This window comes from Turicibacter sp. St.80E1, from assembly GCF_059728495.1.
Map to the genome: position 1 here is coordinate 121,381 of NZ_AP039386.1, position 21,168 is coordinate 142,548.

Sequence of the window (21,168 nt, forward strand, 5' to 3'; positions counted from 1 at the left end):
CTTTAGCATATAATAATATTGAAAAAATTTTCTTTTTATGGTATGCTTTATGATAGAAAGGTCGTGATGTTTTGGCAAATAATATTGTTAATATTCGTCAAGAGTTGAGTGAACAAGTCGGTAAAGAAGTGAAATTAACCGCTTATGAAAGTCGTAATCGAGTGGTAGAACATACAGGTATTTTATCGAATACGTATCCTTCTATTTTTGTGATTGATTTAGATAGTCAACGCGACTCAGTTGACCGAGTTTCTTATAGTTATATTGATGTTTTAACGGGATCGGTAGAATTAAAGTTTAATTAATATTAAAAAAAAGTAGTTGACGATGTTTACTACTTTTTTTTGTATGATAAAATAAAATCATACTGATTGGAGGAATGGCTATGGTAACAATTAAAGCTCCAGCAAAAATAAATTTGGCACTTGATACGCTCTATAAACGAGATGACAATTATCATGAGGTTGAAATGATTATGACAACTGTTGATCTAGCAGATTATATTACAGTCACTCCCCGTAACGACGATAAAATTGTTATTCAATCAAATGAGTTTACAATTCCATTGAATGAAAAGAATTTAGCCTATCAAGCGGCTGAACTTTTTAGAAAACATTTTAACATTAAGCAAGGGGTTGAAATTTATATTAAAAAGAAAATCCCAGTAGCGGCTGGTTTAGCTGGTGGAAGTAGTAATGCAGCGGCGACTTTAAAGGCGCTAAGGGAACTTTTTAAAGTAGATTGTACGATGGATGAGTTGGCCGAATTAGGTGCACGATTAGGGTCAGACATTCCGTTTTGCGTTTATGGTGGGACCGCATTAGCAACAGGTCGTGGAGAAATTATTCATCCGATTCCGTCCCCTCCAAAATGTTGGGTTATTTTAATTAAACCGCGAATTGGCGTGTCAACAAAAGAGATTTATGAGGCACTCAACGCAAATGAGGTTCAACATTTAGATATTAAAGGGATGTTAGACTGTATCGAGTTACAGGACTATCAGGGGATTTGTAATCGTTTAGGTAACTCGTTAGAGAGCGTAACGTTTGAACGGTATCCGGTCGTTGAAGAAATAAAGAATAAATTAATTCAATTTGGAGCAGATGCCGTACTCATGAGTGGGAGTGGACCGACAGTTTTTGCTCTTGTTCGTAAAGAGTACAAGTTAAGGCGTATTATAAATAGTATTAATGGTTGCCTAAGAGAGCATGAAGTTTATGCAGTTAGATTAATTGGCTAGTATGAAAAGCATCTTAATTGTTTATCGATTAAGATGCTTTTTTGTCGGATTAACAAAACAGTTAAAAGAGTATCGGAAAAAAATTCATGAGAATGTATATAATTGTAAGAAAAACACACAAATGACATAAAAAGCACTTACAGTATGTGGTATAATGAAGAGGTGATATGGACAACTTAGGAGGATGAGAGAATGAATATTACAGACGTTAGAATTCGAAAAGTAGAGACAGATAATAGAATGAAAGCAATCGCATCAATTACCTTAGATGGGTGCTTTGTTATCCATGATTTAAGAGTCATTCAGGGGGATGAACACTTATTCGTGGCAATGCCTAGTCGTAAGACGTCAACGGGGGAATTTAAAGACATTGCACATCCAATTAATCATGAAACCCGTAAGGAAGTAGAAGACTTTGTTATTAAGGCCTATGAGGAAGCAGAATAAGAGAGTGAATGCTTAGACTGAAAGGTTATGGGCGTATTATGACACATAAAAAAAGCGTCATGAATGAATGTTTAAAAAGCTACCTTCTTTTAGAAGAGTAGCTTTTTTTAAAATTCTAAACTAAAATATAACAGAGAGGCTTACACTGGATGGAAAATTAAATGTAATGAAGTGTTGAATTGTGCTATACTAAATAAAGAAGTTAGATTAACGGAGGGATTTTAATGAATAAGTATGCAGTTGTATTAGCCGCGGGAAAAGGAACCCGTATGAAGTCTAATTTACATAAAGTATTACACCAAGTATTAGGAAAATCGATGGTGGACCACGCAGTTACAAACTTAGAAAAAATTGGGGTAGATAAAATTGTAACGGTGATTGGTTATGAAGCGGATTCAGTTCGTGCAGAATTGAAAGACCGCGTAGAATATGCGATGCAAACGGAACAGTTAGGGACGGGGCACGCTGTGATGATGACGAAAGATTTGTTAGAAGGTCTTGAAGGGGTAACGATTGTAACTTATGGTGATGTTCCGTTATTAACAGAACAAACTATTTCTAATTTATTTGACTATCATCAAGAACAAGAGGCAGCAATTACTATTTTAACTGCATCGACAGATAATCCGACGGGATACGGGCGTATCATTCGTGATGAAGCGGGTAATGTTTTACGAATTGTTGAACAAAAGGATGCAAATGAGCAAGAATTATTAGTCAAGGAAATTAATACGGGTGTTTGCTGTTATGATAATAAGGTATTGTTTGAGGCCTTAACGAAAATCACGAACAACAATTCACAAGGAGAATACTACTTAACAGATTTAGTTGGGATTATTCGCGACATGGGATTAAAGGTTGTTGCCTATGAGAATGAAGATTTTGAAGAAACATTAGGAGTTAATGACCGTGTTCAGTTAGCCTATGCTGAAAAAGTTTTAAGAAAACGTGTAAATGAACAGCATATGAGAAATGGTGTTACGATTATTAACCCAGAGGCTACGTATATTGGAACTGAAGTGGAAATTGGGCAAGATGTTATTATCTATCCTGGAACAATGATTACGGGATGTTCAAAAATTGAAGATGAGGTTATCATTGGTGCTAATTCACAAATTAACTCATCGGTTATCGGAAAAAATTCAACGATTAATGCCTCAGTTATTTCAGATTCGGTGATTGGTGCGAATACAACAGTAGGGCCTTTTGCTCATATTCGTATGCACGCTGAGGTTGGAAGTCATGCACGTATTGGAAATTTCGTAGAAATTAAGAAATCAGTGTTTAAAGATGGGGCAAAAGCCGCACACTTAAGTTATATTGGTGATGCAATTTTAGGTGAGAATGTAAATATGGGATGTGGTTCAATTACTGTTAACTACGATGGAAAGAATAAACATCAAACCATAATTGGAGCTAATACGATGGTTGGATGTAACGTGAATTTAGTTGCACCAGTGACAATTGAGCCTAATGCTTACTTAGCGGCTGGTTCGACAATTACAAAAAATGTACCAGAGGATGCGCTTGCGATTGCTCGTTCAAAGCAAGAAAATAAAGAGGGCTACGCTAAGATTATTCGACAAAAATAATTTAACAAAAAGATTAAATTTAAACATTTATTGAAATAATTGAAAATAAATGCGAAATTGTGTAAAATATTGTCTGAAGTGTGTTTATTCTAGGAGGTTAAATCAGCATGGCAGAAATTAATCGTAAAAAGTTTAAGATTTTTAGTTTAAATGCTAATCGTCCATTAGCACAAGAAATTGCAGATCGTATCGGTGTTCCTTTATCGGATTTAACAGTTAATCGTTTTGCAGATGGTGAGGTACAAGTTAATATTAATGAAACTGTACGTGGACATCATGTTTTCGTTGTACAACCAACACATAATCCAGTAAATGATCACTTAATGGAGCTTTTAGTTATGATCGATGCTTTAAAGCGTGCATCAGCTAAAACCATTAATGTAATCATGCCTTATTATGGATATTCTCGTCAGGATAGAAAAGCAAAAGCGCGTCAGCCAATTACAGCGAAATTAGTAGCGAACTTAATTGAAGCTGCAGGAGCAACACGTGTGATGACAATGGATTTACATGCGACGCAAATCCAAGGATTCTTTGATATTCCAATCGATGACTTCCGAGCAATGCCTATTATTGCAAAATACTTTATTGATAAAAACTTAGATGATATTGTTGTTGTATCGCCAGACCATGGAGGAGCAACTCGCGCTCGCGTACTTGCTGAATATTTAGATGCTCCTATCGCAATTATTGATAAACGTCGTCCGAAACCAAATGTTGCAGAAGTTATGGGATTAATCGGAGAAGTTGAAGGAAAGCATGCTATTATTATCGATGATATGATTGATACAGCGGGAACGATTCAGATTGCAGCGAATGCGTTAAAAGAGCGTGGGGCGTTATCTGTTTATGCGGCTTGTACACATCCAATTCTTTCGGGTCCAGCTGTTGAACGTATTGAAAATTCAGCCATTAAAGAATTAGTTACTACAAATACAATTAACCTACCAGAAGAAAAACGAAGTTCTAAAATTACACAATTATCTGTTGGCGAATTATTAGCAGAAGGTATTTTACATATTTTAAATGATGAGCCGGTATCAGACTTATTTGTCTATAATCGTGACTTATATAATTTTTAATTAAATGATGAACTGAGGGGGCAAAGCTAATCATTAGCTTTGCCTTTTTATGTGCTCTATGAGTGAATGCCAGTTAAGAATGGGGCCCTAGTAATAGAGGGTGACTAGCCTGATGAACAAATTAATGGGCAAGAAATGGATGAGAGAGGGGACGCGTGGCTTATCAAGGTTTCCAGTTTTATTTTAGAAAAAGAGTAGGAATTAAAGGACATTTTTTTGAGGTATGGAAAAAGCTAATCGATGATTGAATAATGATTGGTAAAATATATAAGGTTCATGTAAAATAGAAGAGGCTATTAAAACTCAAGACGAGGTGATTTTTATGAAATTGTTTGTAGGTCTGGGAAATCCAGGTTCAAAATATGAAAGAACACGTCATAACGCGGGGTTTATGGTGATTGATAGACTAAGTTCAGCATGGAATATTCCCTTAATAGAAGAGAAAAAGTTTAAAGGTGAGATGGGAAGAGGAATTGTAAAGGGTGAGAAAGTTATATTACTGAAACCGACGACGTTTATGAATTTATCAGGTGAGTCCGTTCGTGCACTTATTGATTTTTACGATATTGATGTAGAAGATATTATTGTAATTTATGATGATTTAGATTTACCTCATGGAAAAATTAGAATGCGTTTAAAGGGGAGTGCAGGGGGGCATAATGGTATTAAGTCATTAATTGCACACCTTAAAACTCAGGAGTTTAAACGTATTCGTATTGGAATTGACCGTCATCCTAAGATTCCTGTTGTGGATTATGTTTTAGGAAAATTTACAGAGGATGAACTGGCATTAGTCAATCAAGCGATTGATTTATCAGTGAAAGCATGTGAAATGACATTAACTGAATCTTTTAATAAGGTGATGACAGAGTATAGTAAGTAGTTTTAACTAAGAGGTGGATGGAAGAATGAATATAATGAATCAGTATATTTCAAAGTCGGATGCAATCCAAACTTTGATAAAGGCGTTAGATGGTGAGCATCAAAACGTTTTACTTAGCGGAGTAACTCCGTCTTTTTATGCGTCATTAATGCAAATGTTGTATGAGAATAAAAGAAGGCCTGTAGTTATTATGATGCAAAATTTATATCAGGCCCAGCGTTTGTATGATCAGTTAGTGGAGTTGATGGACGAAGGGTTGGTCCGTCTTTTTCCAATGGACGAATTTATCACAGCGGAAATGCTAGCTTCAAGTTCTGAATTACGTATTGAAAGGATGAATACATTATCTTCGATTATTGAGGATCCTAACAGGATCATCGTTACTCATGTCGCAGGTGCTGCCCGTTTTTTACCGCCTAAGGAAGTTTTTCAACAGGCGGATATTTCATTAGAGGTTGGTGAGTGTTACGATTTAGATACATTAAAAAGAAAGCTAATTGAACTTGGCTACCAATCTGTACGTGCCGTGGAACATATGGGAGAGTTTAGTGTGCGCGGTGGAATTATTGATGTGTTTCCAATGACGGAAGAAAATCCATTACGTATAGAATTTTTTGACGATGAGATTGACACGATACGCTATTTTACAACGGATACACAACGTTCGATAAAGAAAGTTGAGCGGGCTGTCATTGTTCCAACCTTTGAGTTGGTATATTCGGATCAGGAGATTAAGGCCTTTGAATCAAGCATAAAGGATCTTTTGAACAAAACGTTACCTCTTGTGGATGGGGAAGCACGAGAGATGTTATATGCGAGAATTTATCAAGATATCGAAAAAATTCAAAATCATCAGGATTTAGAATTAATGCATAAATATATTTCGCTTCTATATAAGGATCCGGATACTTTATTATCCTATTTAGACAATCCGCTTGTTATTTATATTGATTATGCCCGTGTTTTGGAAAATCAAGAGCATATGAATGAAGATGCGTTAGCTTGGCAAGAAGGCGCGATTGAAAATGGAAAAACAGTCAAAGGGTTAAATCTGTATCAACCTATCACGACCATTTCAGTAGCTCATCAGTTATTTTTATCTGAACATCTTGGTACGTTACCTAATGTGGAATTGGACCAACATGTTAAATTGGCAACGAAAAGTGTATCGGAGTTTCATGGACAACTAGAATTCTTTGCTAAGGAATGTAAACGTTTAAGAGAAAATGGCGCGACGGTTTTTGTGGCTGTTTCGAGTGTTGAAGCACGGAATAATTTGGCGAACTATTTGGATGAATTAGGTGTTGGTGTAGCATTCCCTACAACCATTGACGAGATTCGCGAAGGGTCTATTCATCTTATTTGTGATTGCTTGGCGGTAGGATATGAACTATTAGAGCCACATATTGTTGTCTACACCGATTATGAGGTCCATACAAAGCGTAAGAAATCTACGGCGTATAAGAGCAACTTTAAAGAAGGAAAAAAAATGAAAGATTATAATGAACTACAACTGGGAGATTATGTCGTTCATGTTCAACACGGAATTGGTCAGTACATTGGAATTGAAACATTAGAAACTAATGGAGCGCGTAAAGACTTTTTAATGATTGCCTATCGCGGGGACGATAAGCTATATGTTCCTATTGATAAAATTCAGATGGTTCAGAAATATGTAGGTTCCGAGGGAGCCAAGCCGAAAATTAACAAATTAGGGACATCCGAGTGGGAGAAAACGAAATCTAAAGTTAAGAAGACCGTTAAAGATATTGCGGATAAGTTGATTAAAATCTACGCCAAAAGGGAACATCTTCCGGGTTACGCTTTTGCGAAAGACACGATTGAACAACATGCCTTTGAAAATGCCTTTCCATACGTGGAGACTGACGATCAATTAAGAGCTGCAAGTGAAATTAAGGAAGATATGGAAGCCCCACATCCAATGGATCGCTTGTTAATTGGGGATGTAGGTTATGGTAAAACGGAAGTTGCGATGCGAGCAGCCTTTAAGGCCGTTCAAGATGGTAAACAGGTTGCTTATTTGGCACCCACAACCATTTTGTCTAAACAACATTATGAATCATTTGTTTCGCGCTTTCGGGATTTTGATGTCAAGGTGGGCTTACTGAACAGATATATTTCAGTAAAAGAACAACAGGAATTGCTAGAAAGTATAAAAAGTGGTAAAATAAATATCGTTGTCGGAACTCATCGGATTTTATCAAAAGATGTTATTTTTAAAGATTTAGGACTTTTGATTATTGATGAAGAGCAACGCTTCGGGGTTGAACATAAGGAAAAAATCAAAGAGTTTAAAACTGAAGTTGACGTCTTAACGCTGACTGCAACACCCATTCCAAGAACATTACAGATGTCGATGATTGGAATTAGAAGTTTATCGCTGATTGAAACTCCCCCGATGAATCGTTATCCTGTACAAACTTATGTTTTAGAGGAACACGATGGGGTTATACGAGATGCGATTGAGCGTGAATTGGCGAGGGATGGACAAGTATTCTATTTGTATAATAGAGTATCTGATATAGAGAAGCGGGCTGCGAAAATACAAAAATTAGTTCCAGATGCAGTTGTAGAATATGCACATGGTCAAATGAGTAAAGAGCAGCTTGAACAAACAATGGCAGATTTTGAAGAAAAGAAATTTAATGTTTTAGTTTGTACAACGATTATTGAAACAGGGATCGATATACCTAATGCAAATACACTGCTTATCTCTGATGCATATCGCCTAGGATTATCACAACTTTATCAGTTAAGAGGGCGTGTGGGTCGTAGTGATCGGATTGCTTATGCTTATTGTATGTACCCACGAAATAAGGTGTTGACTGAAAATGCTGAAAAAAGGTTACAGACAATTAAGGAATTTACTGAATTAGGATCAGGTTTTAAAATTGCAATGCGTGATTTGGCGATACGGGGAGCCGGAGATATGTTAGGTGCGAAGCAATATGGGTTTATTGACACGGTCGGATTAGATTTATATACCCAATTATTAAGTGAAGCAGTCGTTCATGCTAGAGAAGGTAGCGATTTTGAAGTCGCTTCATTTGAAGTACCAAAGGTAGAGTTTGACTTTCCTACGAAAGTCGATGCCTATATACCAGACTTTTATATTAGTGATGAATCAACAAAAATAGAAATTTATCAAAAAATTAAAAAAATTACCAATGATCATTCTTATAATGATATTATCGATGAATTAATTGACCGTTTTGGAGATTTTCCTGATGAGGTTAAGTATTTAATTGATTTAACTTATTTAAAAAACTTAACAGAAGGATATATTGAAAAAACAAAATCGACTAAAAATACGATAGAATTCATATTAAAGGAAGAAATTACACAAGATATTAATGGACAGAAGCTATTTGAGGCTGTTCATAAGATTGGTTCAATGATTCGCTTAGCTTACAAAGAGGGAAGAATCAATATTATTTTTGATTTACCTGTTGTAAAAAGATTACAATGGTTCGAATATGCATTGGACCTCTTTAAAGATTTTGAAAGATTCAAAAATAATGTAAAAAAGGTATAATTTATAAAAAAACATAAAAACTAATGTTAGATAATCCGAAAGTGAGGTTTTGAGAAAGATGAAAGCTACAGGAGTCGTACGTCGTATAGATGATTTAGGTCGAGTTGTAATACCAAAAGAAATTCGTAGAACAATGCGTATTCGTGAAGGGGATTCTTTAGAAATTTTCGTTAATCAATCAGGAGAGGTCGTTTTAAAAAAATATTCTCCTATTGCAGATATTTCTGCTTTTGCTCAACAATATGCAGATGCAGTACAAGGTTCAACTAAAAAAGGTGTTTTAATTGTTGATCGCGAAGATATTATTGCTGCTTCGGGTGAAATTAGAAAACAATATTTAAATCGCCGAGTAAGCCGTCCTTTAAGCGATATGATTGAAAATCGTACCTCTAAAATTGCTGAAGGAAAAGAAGTGTTAGAAATCGTAGACGGTGAGACAACAGAACGTTCATTTGTTATGGTTCCTATTATTTCAAATGGTGATAGCTTAGGTGCCGTTATTTTAGTTGGAACTGAAGAAGATGAATTCGTTAATGAATTAGATATTAATAGCGCTAAAATTGCAACAGCCTTCTTAGGAAAATATTTAGAGGGATAATAAAGAAAAGGACATTAACTTTGATTAAAAGCTAATGTCCTTTAAAATTCATGATAAATTTTATGAAATGATTTTGTTTTATTAATTTATGGTCAAAAAAAGAGTGTGGATAATCCACACTCTTTTTTTATTTTTGATAGTTAGGTGCTTCTTGTGTGATTTCAACATCATGTGGATGTGATTCTCGTAGACCCGCATTGGTAATACGAACAAATTTAGCATTTGTTTTTAATTCCTCAATAGTTGCTGTTCCACAGTAACCCATTCCTGCACGTAATCCACCACATAATTGATAGATTACATCTTCTAATTTACCTTTATACGGAACACGGGCTTCGATTCCTTCAGGCACTAACTTTTTAGCTTCTTGTTGCTTTCCTTGGAAGTAGCGATCACTTGATCCACGTTTCATAGCAGCTAAAGATCCCATTCCTACATAAGTTTTATAGCGACGTCCATTATATAAAATCTCTTCTCCAGGAGCCTCCTCACATCCGGCGAATAATCCACCAAACATAGCGCAGTCAGCACCCGCAGCAATTGCTTTAACAAAGTCTCCACTTAGTTTTAATCCACCATCTGCAATTACTGGAACCCCTACAGTTTTACAGTATTCGTAAACGTCGTTTACAGCTGAAATTTGAGGTACACCTACACCAGCTACGACGCGAGTTGTACAGATTGATCCCGGACCGATTCCTACTTTTACAGCATCAGCACCCGCAGCGATTAAGTCCTTAGCAGCTTCAGGTGTGACGATGTTTCCACCGATTACTTGTAATTGTGGGAAAGCTTCTTTGATTTGACGAACTGTGTTAATAACTCCTAATGAGTGACCGTGCGCTGAGTCTACCGTAATAACGTCTACACCGGCATTGACTAAAGCTGATACACGTTCCATTGTGTCTAAACCAATTCCAACTGCAGCACCACAACGTAATCGTCCATGTTCGTCCTTACAGCTATTAGGATATGACATTGTTTTATCAATATCTTTGATAGTGATTAGTCCACGTAAGACTCCATTTTCGTCGATTAGAGGTAGTTTTTCGATGCGATGGTTCATAAGGATTTCTTTTGCCTCATCTAAAGTGATTCCGATAGGGGCAGTCACTAACTTATCGCGTCCTGTCATAACTTCACTAACTTTTAAGGTATGGTTATTACGATATTTTAAGTCACGATTTGTTACGATTCCTTTTAAAATTCCAAATTCATCGACAACTGGGAATCCAGATACTTTATAATGTTTACATTTCTCGTTAGCTTCTTCAAGTGTTACATCCTCTAAAAGTGTTACTGGGTCTGAAATCATTCCGTTTTGATAAAGTTTAACACGACGCACTTCTTCGGCCTGTTCAGTGATTGTCATGTTTTTGTGGATAAATCCAACTCCTCCTTGATGAGCCAGGGCGATTGCTAAACGAGATTCAGTGACTGTATCCATCGCTGAAGAGATGATAGGAACATTTAATTCGATTTGACGTGTTAATTTTGTTTTTAACGATACATCTTTAGGTAATACTTCACTTCTTTGAGGGATTAACAATACATCATCAAATGTTAATCCTGTTGAAACAACCTTTCCGTTTAATGAATTCATAGTAGGTCCTCCTATAGTTGGTTATTTTATGTCCTCGGCGTGCATAGTATATTTTGTGTGCCTTGTTAAATTTGTAAACATGATAGCATAATTGGTAGTAGCGTGCAACTACAAAAAATAATATAATGAATGAATAACGGAAAAATCATGTTGTGGGAGAATAAAATGGATGGATTAGGTAAACAATATAGAGTTATTTTGAAAATTATGATTGATATTTTCAAATAATTGGTTTATAATTCAATTGTAAATATTTTGTTATTAAATGAAAAAATTTGTAGGAGGTCATTGGGATGAATTGTATGTATATTCGAAAAGTAAAGAAAAAGCAGACAATTTTATCATGTCCTCAATACAATATTAATAAAGAGACTAAAAGGCATAAGGGTTAATTGCGTTTTTTAACGTGTATGTTTTTTAGTCTTTTTAATTGAATAAATATTACAACATTCATATATCATCGATAATATGGTTCGAAAGTTTCTACCCCTTACCGTAAAATTAGGGACTATGAAGGTTGCATAAAATAAAGTTAAATAAGTTGAAGAAACAATGAAAATTCGTTAATACAGGATGAAGTAGAGTTAATGCTTTTTATCCAGGGGAGAATTTTTAAAACTTATGTAATGTTTTAGGCACCTTTAGTTATTAGCTAGAGGTGCCTTTTGTTTATGTTTTGACCGATATTGTTTATTCTAAATGGGTAGGGCAGTTTCTTATGATGTGAAAAGGAGTGTATTTAAAATGAAAAACGACTTACAAATTGCTAAAGAGATTGAATTAAAACCGATTACAACAATTGCGGAGGAACTAAATATCTTAGATGATATTGAGTGCTACGGTAAATATAAAGCTAAAATTGATTTAAGTGTCATGAATAATCAACGTAAAGATGGAAAGTTGGTCTTAGTGACAGCGATTAGTCCAACGAAAGCTGGTGAAGGAAAAACAACGATGACAGTTGGATTAGGACAAGGTTTCTATCATGTTGGCAAACAGTCTGTGATTGCTTTACGTGAACCATCATTAGGACCGGTTATGGGACTAAAAGGTGGAGCAGCTGGTGGGGGTTACTCTCAAGTGTTACCGATGGAAGATTTGAATTTGCATTTTACTGGTGATATTCACGCTATTACAAGTGCTAATAATGCCATCTGTGCTTTGTTAGATAATCATATTTATCAAGGAAATGAATGTGAGATTGATCCAACCAAAATTGTGTTTAAACGTTGCCTAGATTTAAATGATCGTACGTTACGTGAAATTACAATTGGACAAGGGTCACATGTTAATGGAATTGAACGTAAAGATGGATTTAATATTACTGTTGCTTCTGAAATTATGGCTGTTTTATGTTTGGCAACTAGTTTAGAGGATTTAAAAGAAAGAATTGGTAACATTATTGTTGCGTATACAAAAAATGATCAACCGGTATTTGTGAAGGATTTAAAAATCCAAGGTGCGATTACGATGTTATTAAAGGATGCTTTAAAGCCAAATTTAGTTCAAACGTGTGAAAATACACCTGCAATTGTTCATGGAGGTCCATTTGCAAACATTGCCCACGGATGTAACTCAATTATTGCGACTAAAACGGCGTTAAAATTAGGGGAATATGTTGTAACTGAAGCTGGTTTTGGTGCTGACTTAGGTGCTGAAAAGTTCTTAGATATTAAATGTCGTGAAGGTAAATTAACACCTGATTGTGTTGTTATTGTTGCGACAGTTCGTGCGTTAAAAATGCATGGTGGGGTAGAATACGACAATTTAAAAGAAGAAAATGTTGAGGCATTAGCAAAAGGAATTGAAAATTTAGCGAAACATATCGACTCTATTCAAAAATTCAACTTACCGTATGTGGTTGCCGTGAATCAGTTTACTCACGATACAGAAGCAGAATTAGAATTCCTAAAAAAATGGTGTGAGGAAAATAACCACCCATGCGAGATTGCTAACGTTTGGTTAAATGGTGGAGCAGGTGCTAAGGAGTTAGCTAATCGTGTTATTGAATTAGTTGAGAATAATGACCAAACATTTAAAGTTTTATATGAGCGTGAGGCAAAGTTAGAGGACAAAATTTTAACTATTGCAAAAAACATTTACGGAGCTCGTGGAGTTGTTTATACAGATGAAGCTAAAAATCAACTTCAAAAAATTAAAGAGTTAGGTTATGAAGATTTCCTAGTATGCATGGCTAAAACACCAGTTTCGTTAAGCGATGATCCAAAGGTATTAGGACGTCCAACAAACTTTGATATTACGATTCGTGAAATTCGCATTTCGGCAGGTGCAGGGTTTATTGTATGTTTAACAGGAAATGTATTAACGATGCCAGGCTTACCAAAACAACCAGCTGCACTTAAAATGGATGTGACGCCAGAGGGAGAATGTGTCGGATTATTCTAGAGAGTAATAAGCATCCGCTCGATATATTTTGAGGTTAAAATAGGAAGGAACGGGGCTAACGGTTCCCTCCTTCTAACTTAATAAATATAAGGATAGAGTTTTGATCTAGTTTGGAGGAAAAAACTTATGGAGAGAATTTATGAAATTTCAAGTAAACCATTAGTTGGAATTATCATGGGTAGTAAATCCGATTTAGAAACGATGCAAGAGTCGATGAAAGTATTGGACGAATTGCAAATTTCATATGAGGCACACGTTGTATCCGCTCATCGTACGCCAGATAAAATGTTCGAATATGCTGAACTTGCGCGAGAAAGAGGGATTAAGGTGATTATTGCTGGAGCAGGAGGAGCTGCTCACTTACCTGGAATGGTTGCAGCTAAAACGACACTTCCTGTTATCGGTGTTCCTGTTCAGTCTAGAACGTTAAATGGGATAGATTCGCTTCTTTCAATCGTTCAAATGCCTGGAGGAATTCCAGTTGCCACTGTTGCAATCGGTAAAGCAGGTGCGAAAAATGCGGGATTGCTTGCAGCTTCTATTTTGAGTACAAGTAACGCTACGATTACAAAAAAGCTAGATGAATATCGTGAAGAAATGACGGAATCTGTGTTAAAGGAAAGTGATCTAGGTGAGTAGAGTGATTTTACCCGGTGCTACTATTGGGATTATTGGTGGCGGGCAACTTGGACGAATGATGGCAATATCGGCAAAACAAATGGGATATAAAATAGCGGTGTTGGAGCCTTCAAAAAATGGCCCCCTCGCTCAAATCGCTGATTATGAAATCAATGCCCCTTATGATTGTGAAGAGGCTTTAATAGAGTTATTAAATTTAAGTGATGTTGTCACGTATGAGTTTGAAAATATTGATGGAAGTCAAATTAAAAGGGTAGAAGCTAGAGGGTATTTACCTCAGGGAGAGCGTCCTTTAATGTTGACCCAACAAAGGTATATCGAAAAAAAAGCAATTAATAAGTGTGGGTTTCAAACGGCCCCTTATGAAAAAGTAGAAGGAGTCGATGAATTAAAGCAGGCAGTGTTAAATATTGGTTACCCATGTATTCTTAAAACAGTAAGTGGAGGTTATGATGGAAAAGGCCAATGGACATTAAAGTCTGATTTAGATTTAGAAAATGTCCAATCCGTTGTAGCGACTCAACCTTGTATTTTAGAAGGTTTTGTTCCATTTACAAAAGAAATTTCAGTTATTGTGACGCGGGGAACGAACAAACAAGTTGAGGTTTTTCCGATTGTTGAAAATATTCATCACAATCATATTTTGCACTTAAGTGTTGTGCCTGCCCGAATAGATAAACGTCAACAATTACAAGCAGAGGAAATTGGAAAAACATTAATTGAGAAATTAGACTTTGTGGGAACACTTGCGATTGAGATGTTTGTTGTAGGAGATGAGCTTATTATTAATGAGTTAGCTCCACGCCCTCATAATTCAGGTCATTATACGATTGATGCGTGTAATGTTTCTCAATTTGAACAACATATTCGTGCCATTTGTGGATTGCCTTTGATCAAACCACAATTAATTAAATCTGCGACGATGTTAAATCTTCTAGGCCAACATGTAGATTATGCGTTAGAGATGTGGAAAAAGCCCGAGTTTTCAGAGGCTAAACTTCATCTTTATGGAAAAGCAGAAGCAAAAAGAAATCGTAAAATGGGGCACCTCACGTTTGTTAATCCGTGTGAAGCAACAGTATTAGAACAGGTTAATCAATTTTTAAATAATTTTCCCAAGTAAAGGATGAGGATGAGAAATGAGTCAGTATCGCGTTTATGTAGAAAAGAAAGAGAGTTACGCAACGGAAGCTATGAGCTTAGCGCATGAGTTGAACGAGAACTTGCACCTTGCATTAAAAAATGTTCGTATTGTTAATGTGTACGACGTGTTTAATATTAATGATCAACAATTAGAAGTGACGAAACAAAATGTTTTGTCTGAAAAAGTAACGGATGTGGTTAGCGAGACATTAGATCTAGAAAATAAGGTTTACTTTGCTGTTGAATTTTTACCGGGACAATATGATCAACGTGCCGACTCTGCTATGCAGTGTATTCAACTTTTAACAGGAAATGACGAAGTTCGTGTTAAAAGTGGTAAAGTAATTCTTCTAGATGAAGATACTTCTAACGAGGATTTAGAAAAAATTAAACATTACTATATTAATCCGATTGAAATGCGTGAAAAGGATATGGATTCTCCTTTGAAATTAGATGAGTCAGTTGAGATTGAAGATGTACAAATTCATCTAGGTTTTATCGATTATAATGATGAGCAATTAGATCAATTTTTACACGAACATAATATGGCGATGACTTTAGATGATATCAAGTTAATTCAAGCGTATTTTTGTCGAAAAGAACACCGAAATCCGACAGAAACTGAATTAAAGGTGCTTGATACTTATTGGTCTGACCATTGTCGTCATACGACCTTTGAAACGGTTCTTCAAAACGTAACGTTTGAAAGTGGACGTTTTCATGAAATTTTAGAGTCAACTTACAACGAGTATTGTGAGATGCGTCAACGTGTACATCATAATCGCAAGCCGATGACTTTAATGGATATGGCGACTATTTCAATGAAGGAGCAAAGAAGGTTAGGGTTATTAAAAGATTTAGAAGTTTCAGACGAAATCAATGCATGTAGTATTTTCATCGATGTTGATGTAGATGGTGTAATCGAACCATGGTTATTAATGTTTAAAAATGAGACGCATAATCACCCTACTGAAATTGAACCATTTGGTGGAGCTTCAACTTGTATTGGTGGGGCTATCCGTGACCCACTATCTGGACGCTCATACGTTTATCAAGCGATGCGTATCAGTGGTGGAGCAAATATTCTTGAAACAATCGAAGAAACGATGGAAGGTAAACTTCCACAGCAAGTCATCTCTAAACGATCGGCTGATGGAAATAGTTCTTACGGAAATCAAATTGGTTTAGCAACAACCTTTGTACGTGAAATTTACCATGAAGGGTATAAGGCAAAACACATGGAAGTAGGGGCTGTAGTTGGTGCAGTTAAGGCTAGTGATGTTCGTCGTGAAAAACCACAAGCAGGGGATATCATTGTGTTATTAGGTGGAAGAACAGGACGCGATGGTATTGGTGGAGCAACGGGATCATCAAAGGCTCACACTAAAACATCTATTCAAACGGCTTCGTCTGAGGTTCAAAAAGGGAACGCGCCAACCGAGCGTAAAATTCAACGTTTATTTAGAAATGGAGAAGTAACACGTCTAATTAAAAAATGTAATGACTTTGGAGCAGGTGGGGTTTGTGTTGCCATTGGTGAGTTAGCAGATGGACTTGAGATTGATTTAAACAAAGTTCCAGTAAAATATGAAGGGTTAAACGGGACAGAATTAGCCGTTTCAGAATCTCAGGAACGTATGGCTGTTTTAATTGATCCAAAGGATTTAGACACGTTCATTGGATTTGCTACTGAAGAAAATTTAGAGGCAACAGTGGTTGCTAAGGTTACTGATACAAACCGACTAGTAATGTATTGGAATGATAAGGTGATCGTCAACTTATCACGTGAGTTTTTAGATACGAATGGTGCACGTCAATACATGGATGTCAAAGTTGTCACACCAAAGGAAGAAGATCCATTTGCGAGTAAAATTGAAGGAGAAACCATTAAGGAAAAGTTTTTAAATAACTTAAGACAACCTAATGTCGCATCTTTACAAGGGATGGTTGAAATGTTTGATGCAACAATTGGGGGAACAAGTGTTTTAATGCCTTATGGAGGAAAGTATCAATTAACTGAAACAGAGGGATCTGTACATAAAATTCCACTTCGTCATGGGGTGACAAATACAGTAAGTATGTTAACACATGGATATAATCCAGATATTACAACTTGGTCACCATTTCATGGGGCGGCTTACGCAGTAATTGAATCGATCGCACGTATTATAGCGTTAGGTGGAAAATGGCAAGGAATTCGTTTTTCATTCCAGGAATATTTCCGTCGCTTAGGTCAAGATCCAGAAAATTGGGGTCAACCATTCGCCGCGCTATTAGGTTCAATCTATGTTCAACAAGGATTTAATCTACCGGCTATTGGTGGAAAGGATAGTATGAGTGGATCATTTGGTGATTTACATGTCCCACCAACACTTATTTCATTTGCAGTGCAAACTGAAAAGGCGTCTAAAGTTTTATCTCCTGAATTTAAGGAGGTAGATAACTACATTTATTTAATTAAGCATAATCCGACGAAGGATTTAATGCCAAACATTGAACAATTAAAAGAAAATTATAATTTTATTTACGACATGGTGACGCTTGGTCATATTAAATCTGCGTTTAGTATTAAACAGGGGGGGATTGCTGAAGCGATTGCCAAAATGTCGTTTGGTAATAAGATTGGGGCAAGCATTAAGACAGGTTATGATTTATTTAATATAGATTTTGGATCGATCATCGTTGAAACAGATCGCCCACTATTATTTGAACATGCTCATTTATTAGGGAAAACGACGAAAGATCCGTTAATTATTGTTAATCAAGAGGTATTAACGATTGATGAGTGTTTGGCAGCATGGCAAGGGAAATTTGAACACGTCTATCCGATTGCCTCTTCATCATCGGAAAAAATGGTTCAAACAGTTGACTACACGAATAGACATATTAAAACCTCTCCTTTAGGAGCGACTCCACAAGTATTTTTACCTGTGTTCCCTGGAACAAATTGCGAATACGATACAGCACGAGCTTTTGAAAGGGCGGGAGCTCAAACTATTATCGATGTTTTTGGTAACCAAAATCACCAAGATATTGAGTCTTCCATTGAACGTATGGTGAAACATATTGATCAATCACAAATTTTAATGCTTTCAGGTGGATTCAGTGCCGGAGATGAACCAGATGGATCAGGTAAATTTATTACATCTGTTTTAATGAATGAACGAATTCGAGAAAGTGTTGAAGGATTACTCGAGCGTGACGGATTAATCTTAGGAATTTGTAATGGATTCCAAGCATTAATCAAATCTGGATTATTACCTTATGGAAAATTTAATCAAGTAACAGAGGATTCACCGACGCTAGTAAAGAACGATATTAATCGCCACCTTTCTAAAATTGTTCGTACAAGAATCGCATCTAATAAATCGCCATGGTTATCGCAAACTGAGGTAGGGGCTATTCATAATGTGGCAATTTCTCATGGTGAAGGTAAGTTTGTAGCGAATGATAAAATGATTAAACAATTAATTGAAAATGGTCAAATTGCAACGCAATATGTTGATTTAAATAATCAAGCGACCATGGATGGTATTTATAATCCAAATGGATCTATTATGGCTATCGAGGGGATTACGAGTCCAGATGGACGAATCCTTGGTAAAATGGGGCACTCAGAGCGAATGGGAGACCAAATTTTCAAAAATGTCCCAGGGGACTATGATCAGTTAATTTTTGAAAGTGGAGTCAAATATTTTAAATAGAAGTCATTTAATTACGGTTTACGTGAAGGATTGAGAGGGATTAATCAGTCTAATCCCCTCAAATTCCTTTCTATATTATATAGAGGTATATAGAGAAGACGGAGGATGATTATAATGAGTCAAAATCGTGTAATGTTATATGAAGGAAAAGCGAAACAAATTTTTAAAACAGATGATGCAGCAAAGGTAGTTATTCATTATAAAGATGACGCAACAGCGTTTAATGGAGTAAAAAAATCGAGTATCGCTAATAAGGGAATCTTAAATAACGCTATTACAACCATCATTTTTGAAATGTTAGAAAAACGTGGAATTAAGACACATTTTATCGAAAAAATAAATGAACGTGATCAATTATGCCATCAAGTAGAAATTATTCCTTTAGAGGTGATTATTCGTAATGTTATTGCTGGAAGCATGGCAAAACGTTTAGGAATTGAAGAAGGGACAGTACCAAGTAACGTTGTATATGAATTATGCTATAAAAACGATACGTATGGTGACCCATTAATTAATGATGATCATGCTGTGGCATTAGGATTGGCAACATACGAGGAATTAGCCACAATTAAAAAAATGACATTAGAAATTAATCAAGCACTTATTGAGTTTTTCGATAAGCAAGGGATTCGATTAATTGATTTTAAAATCGAATTTGGTCGTAAAAATGATGGAACCATTGTATTAGCAGATGAGATTTCTCCAGATACATGCCGATTATGGGATAAAGAGACAAACGAAAAATTAGATAAAGACCGTTTCCGACGAGATCTTGGGAATGTAGAAGAAGCGTATATTGAAATTTTAAATCGTGTCAGTCGATAGGGTGAGTGGAATGTCAGAATTAGACTTATTTTTTGAAAATAAAATGAATGAAGAATGCGGCGTGTTCGGTGTATTTAATCACGAAAATGCGGCAGAGTTAACTTATTACGGGTTACATGCCCTCCAACATCGTGGGCAAGAGGGAGCCGGAATTGTTACAAGTGATGGAAAAACTCTTCACCAACATAAGGGTGAAGGGTTAGTGCATAACATATTTACACAACAAGATATTAATCGATTAGCAGGAATTCATGCCATCGGTCATGTTCGTTATTCAACAGCAGGTGGTGGAGGTATCATGAATGTGCAACCTTTTTTATTCCAATCTCAAACGGGGAGACTTGGGTTGTGTCATAATGGTAATTTAGTTAATGCCCATCAATTAAAAGGATATTTGGAGAATGAAGGTAGTATTTTTCAAACAACATCTGATTCGGAAATTTTAGCGCATTTGTTAAAAAGACAACGTGGCGATATGTTAAGTGCCCTAAAAGAATCATTGCTTTATATCGAGGGTGCCTTTGCTTTCTTATTATTAAAGGAAAACGAAATGTATATTGCTTTGGATAAATTAGGGTTGCGCCCTTTATCGCTTGGGAAAATTGGTGAAAATGGATTTGTTGTTGCCTCAGAAACTTGTGCTTTCGATGTGATTGGAGCAACTTATATTCGTGATGTTAAACCGGGTGAGGTCATCCGTATTGATTTAGAGGGGATGACTTCAGAAAGTTATGCGGTGAAGTGTGAGCAGAGTATGTGCAGTATGGAATATGTCTACTTCGCTCGTCCTGATAGTGATATTGAGGGAATTAATGTTCATCAGGCGCGAAAAAATTGTGGACGTATTTTAGCTAAAGAAGCTCCTATTGAGGCAGATATTGTTGTTGGTGTGCCTGATTCGGGATTGAGTGCGGCGATTGGGTATGCAGAAGAATCGATGATTCCATTTGAAATTGGGATGGTCAAAAATAAATACATCGGACGTACTTTTATTCAACCTTCACAGTCTCTTCGAGAACAGGGAGTTAAAATGAAGTTATCAGCTGTTCATTCAATCGTTAAAGATAAACGAGTTGTTCTAATTGATGATTCAATCGTTCGTGGGACGACTTCACGACGAATGGTTGATATGTTACGTGAGGCCGGTGCTCGAGAAGTGCATGTGAGAATTGCTTCACCCGAGATAAAGTTTCCTTGTTTTTACGGGGTAGATTTTTCAACTTATGATGAATTAGTGGCGGCTACACATACAACGGATCAAATATGTGAGTTAATTGGAGCGGATTCATTAGCGTTTGTCTCAGTTGACGGTTTAACAAAGGGTATTGGACGTGATTCTAAACTTGGAAAGAACTGTGGTCAATGCGTGGCCTGCTTTAACGGGGACTACCCGACGTACTTATATGAAGATGTAAAAAGTGCCAATAAGGAAGTTAAATAAGAGGTGAAA

General features: G+C 36.2%; 15 protein-coding genes and 1 riboswitch. Of the genes, 14 read left to right on the forward strand and 1 reads right to left on the reverse strand.

Annotated features, from left to right (window positions below):
• The first annotated feature begins 71 nt into the window (after window positions 1-71).
• The 8 genes from AC6I0I_RS00590 to AC6I0I_RS00625 all read left to right on the forward strand — a co-directional run bounded on the left by AC6I0I_RS00590 (window position 72) and on the right by AC6I0I_RS00625 (window position 9,398).
• A complete protein-coding gene (locus tag AC6I0I_RS00590; protein WP_161832401.1) occupies window positions 72-305 on the forward strand; it encodes a Veg family protein in 234 nt (77 codons plus the stop codon).
• Window positions 306-385: 80 nt separating this feature from the next.
• Complete coding sequence (gene ispE, locus AC6I0I_RS00595; protein WP_161832400.1) at window positions 386-1,240, forward strand: 4-(cytidine 5'-diphospho)-2-C-methyl-D-erythritol kinase; 855 nt, start codon at window positions 386-388, stop codon at window positions 1,238-1,240.
• 192 nt (window positions 1,241-1,432) lie between these two features.
• Window positions 1,433-1,687 carry a septation regulator SpoVG gene (spoVG, locus tag AC6I0I_RS00600; protein ID WP_161832399.1) on the forward strand — a complete coding sequence of 85 codons (255 nt, stop codon included), beginning with the start codon at window positions 1,433-1,435 and terminating at the stop codon, window positions 1,685-1,687.
• A 224-nt stretch (window positions 1,688-1,911) separates the two neighbouring features.
• A complete protein-coding gene (glmU, locus tag AC6I0I_RS00605) occupies window positions 1,912-3,279 on the forward strand; it encodes a bifunctional UDP-N-acetylglucosamine diphosphorylase/glucosamine-1-phosphate N-acetyltransferase GlmU (RefSeq protein ID WP_161832456.1) in 1,368 nt (455 codons plus the stop codon).
• 107 nt (window positions 3,280-3,386) lie between these two features.
• Window positions 3,387-4,361, forward strand: coding sequence for a ribose-phosphate diphosphokinase (locus AC6I0I_RS00610; RefSeq protein WP_161832457.1), 975 nt, complete (start codon window positions 3,387-3,389; stop codon window positions 4,359-4,361).
• A gap of 322 nt (window positions 4,362-4,683) precedes the next feature.
• Window positions 4,684-5,244 (forward strand): aminoacyl-tRNA hydrolase, encoded by a 561-nt coding sequence (gene pth / locus AC6I0I_RS00615; RefSeq protein ID WP_161832458.1) that lies wholly within the window; start codon window positions 4,684-4,686, stop codon window positions 5,242-5,244.
• Between the two features lie 25 nt (window positions 5,245-5,269).
• Window positions 5,270-8,800, forward strand: coding sequence for a transcription-repair coupling factor (mfd, locus tag AC6I0I_RS00620; RefSeq protein WP_262953618.1), 3,531 nt, complete (start codon window positions 5,270-5,272; stop codon window positions 8,798-8,800).
• Window positions 8,801-8,858: 58 nt separating this feature from the next.
• The gene (locus tag AC6I0I_RS00625; RefSeq protein ID WP_161832460.1) at window positions 8,859-9,398 is read left to right on the forward strand and encodes a stage V sporulation T C-terminal domain-containing protein; all 540 of its coding nucleotides are present in this window, start codon (window positions 8,859-8,861) and stop codon (window positions 9,396-9,398) included.
• A 127-nt stretch (window positions 9,399-9,525) separates the two neighbouring features.
• Here AC6I0I_RS00625 and guaB read toward each other — a convergent pair whose 3' ends face one another.
• Window positions 9,526-11,001 carry an IMP dehydrogenase gene (gene guaB / locus AC6I0I_RS00630; protein WP_161832461.1) on the reverse strand — a complete coding sequence of 492 codons (1,476 nt, stop codon included), beginning with the start codon at window positions 10,999-11,001 and terminating at the stop codon, window positions 9,526-9,528.
• 430 nt (window positions 11,002-11,431) lie between these two features.
• Window positions 11,432-11,532, forward strand: a riboswitch (purine riboswitch).
• 213 nt (window positions 11,533-11,745) lie between these two features.
• Here guaB and AC6I0I_RS00635 point away from each other — a divergent pair.
• The 6 genes from AC6I0I_RS00635 to purF all read left to right on the forward strand — a co-directional run bounded on the left by AC6I0I_RS00635 (window position 11,746) and on the right by purF (window position 21,159).
• Entirely contained in the window at window positions 11,746-13,407 is a 1,662-nt protein-coding gene (locus AC6I0I_RS00635; protein WP_161832462.1) for a formate--tetrahydrofolate ligase, read from the forward strand.
• A gap of 126 nt (window positions 13,408-13,533) precedes the next feature.
• Window positions 13,534-14,046: a 5-(carboxyamino)imidazole ribonucleotide mutase gene (gene purE, locus AC6I0I_RS00640; RefSeq protein ID WP_161832463.1), complete on the forward strand. Its 513-nt coding sequence runs from the start codon at window positions 13,534-13,536 to the stop codon at window positions 14,044-14,046.
• Window positions 14,039-15,169: a 5-(carboxyamino)imidazole ribonucleotide synthase gene (gene purK, locus AC6I0I_RS00645; protein ID WP_161832464.1), complete on the forward strand. Its 1,131-nt coding sequence runs from the start codon at window positions 14,039-14,041 to the stop codon at window positions 15,167-15,169. Before purE ends, purK begins: the two co-directional genes overlap by 8 nt.
• Before the next feature lie 16 nt (window positions 15,170-15,185).
• Entirely contained in the window at window positions 15,186-18,893 is a 3,708-nt protein-coding gene (locus AC6I0I_RS00650; protein WP_161832465.1) for a phosphoribosylformylglycinamidine synthase, read from the forward strand.
• A gap of 114 nt (window positions 18,894-19,007) precedes the next feature.
• On the forward strand, window positions 19,008-19,718 hold the full coding sequence (gene purC, locus AC6I0I_RS00655) for a phosphoribosylaminoimidazolesuccinocarboxamide synthase (RefSeq protein WP_161832466.1): 711 nt from the start codon (window positions 19,008-19,010) through the stop codon (window positions 19,716-19,718).
• A 10-nt stretch (window positions 19,719-19,728) separates the two neighbouring features.
• Complete coding sequence (gene purF, locus AC6I0I_RS00660) at window positions 19,729-21,159, forward strand: amidophosphoribosyltransferase (RefSeq protein ID WP_161832467.1); 1,431 nt, start codon at window positions 19,729-19,731, stop codon at window positions 21,157-21,159.
• Window positions 21,160-21,168 lie beyond the last annotated feature (9 nt).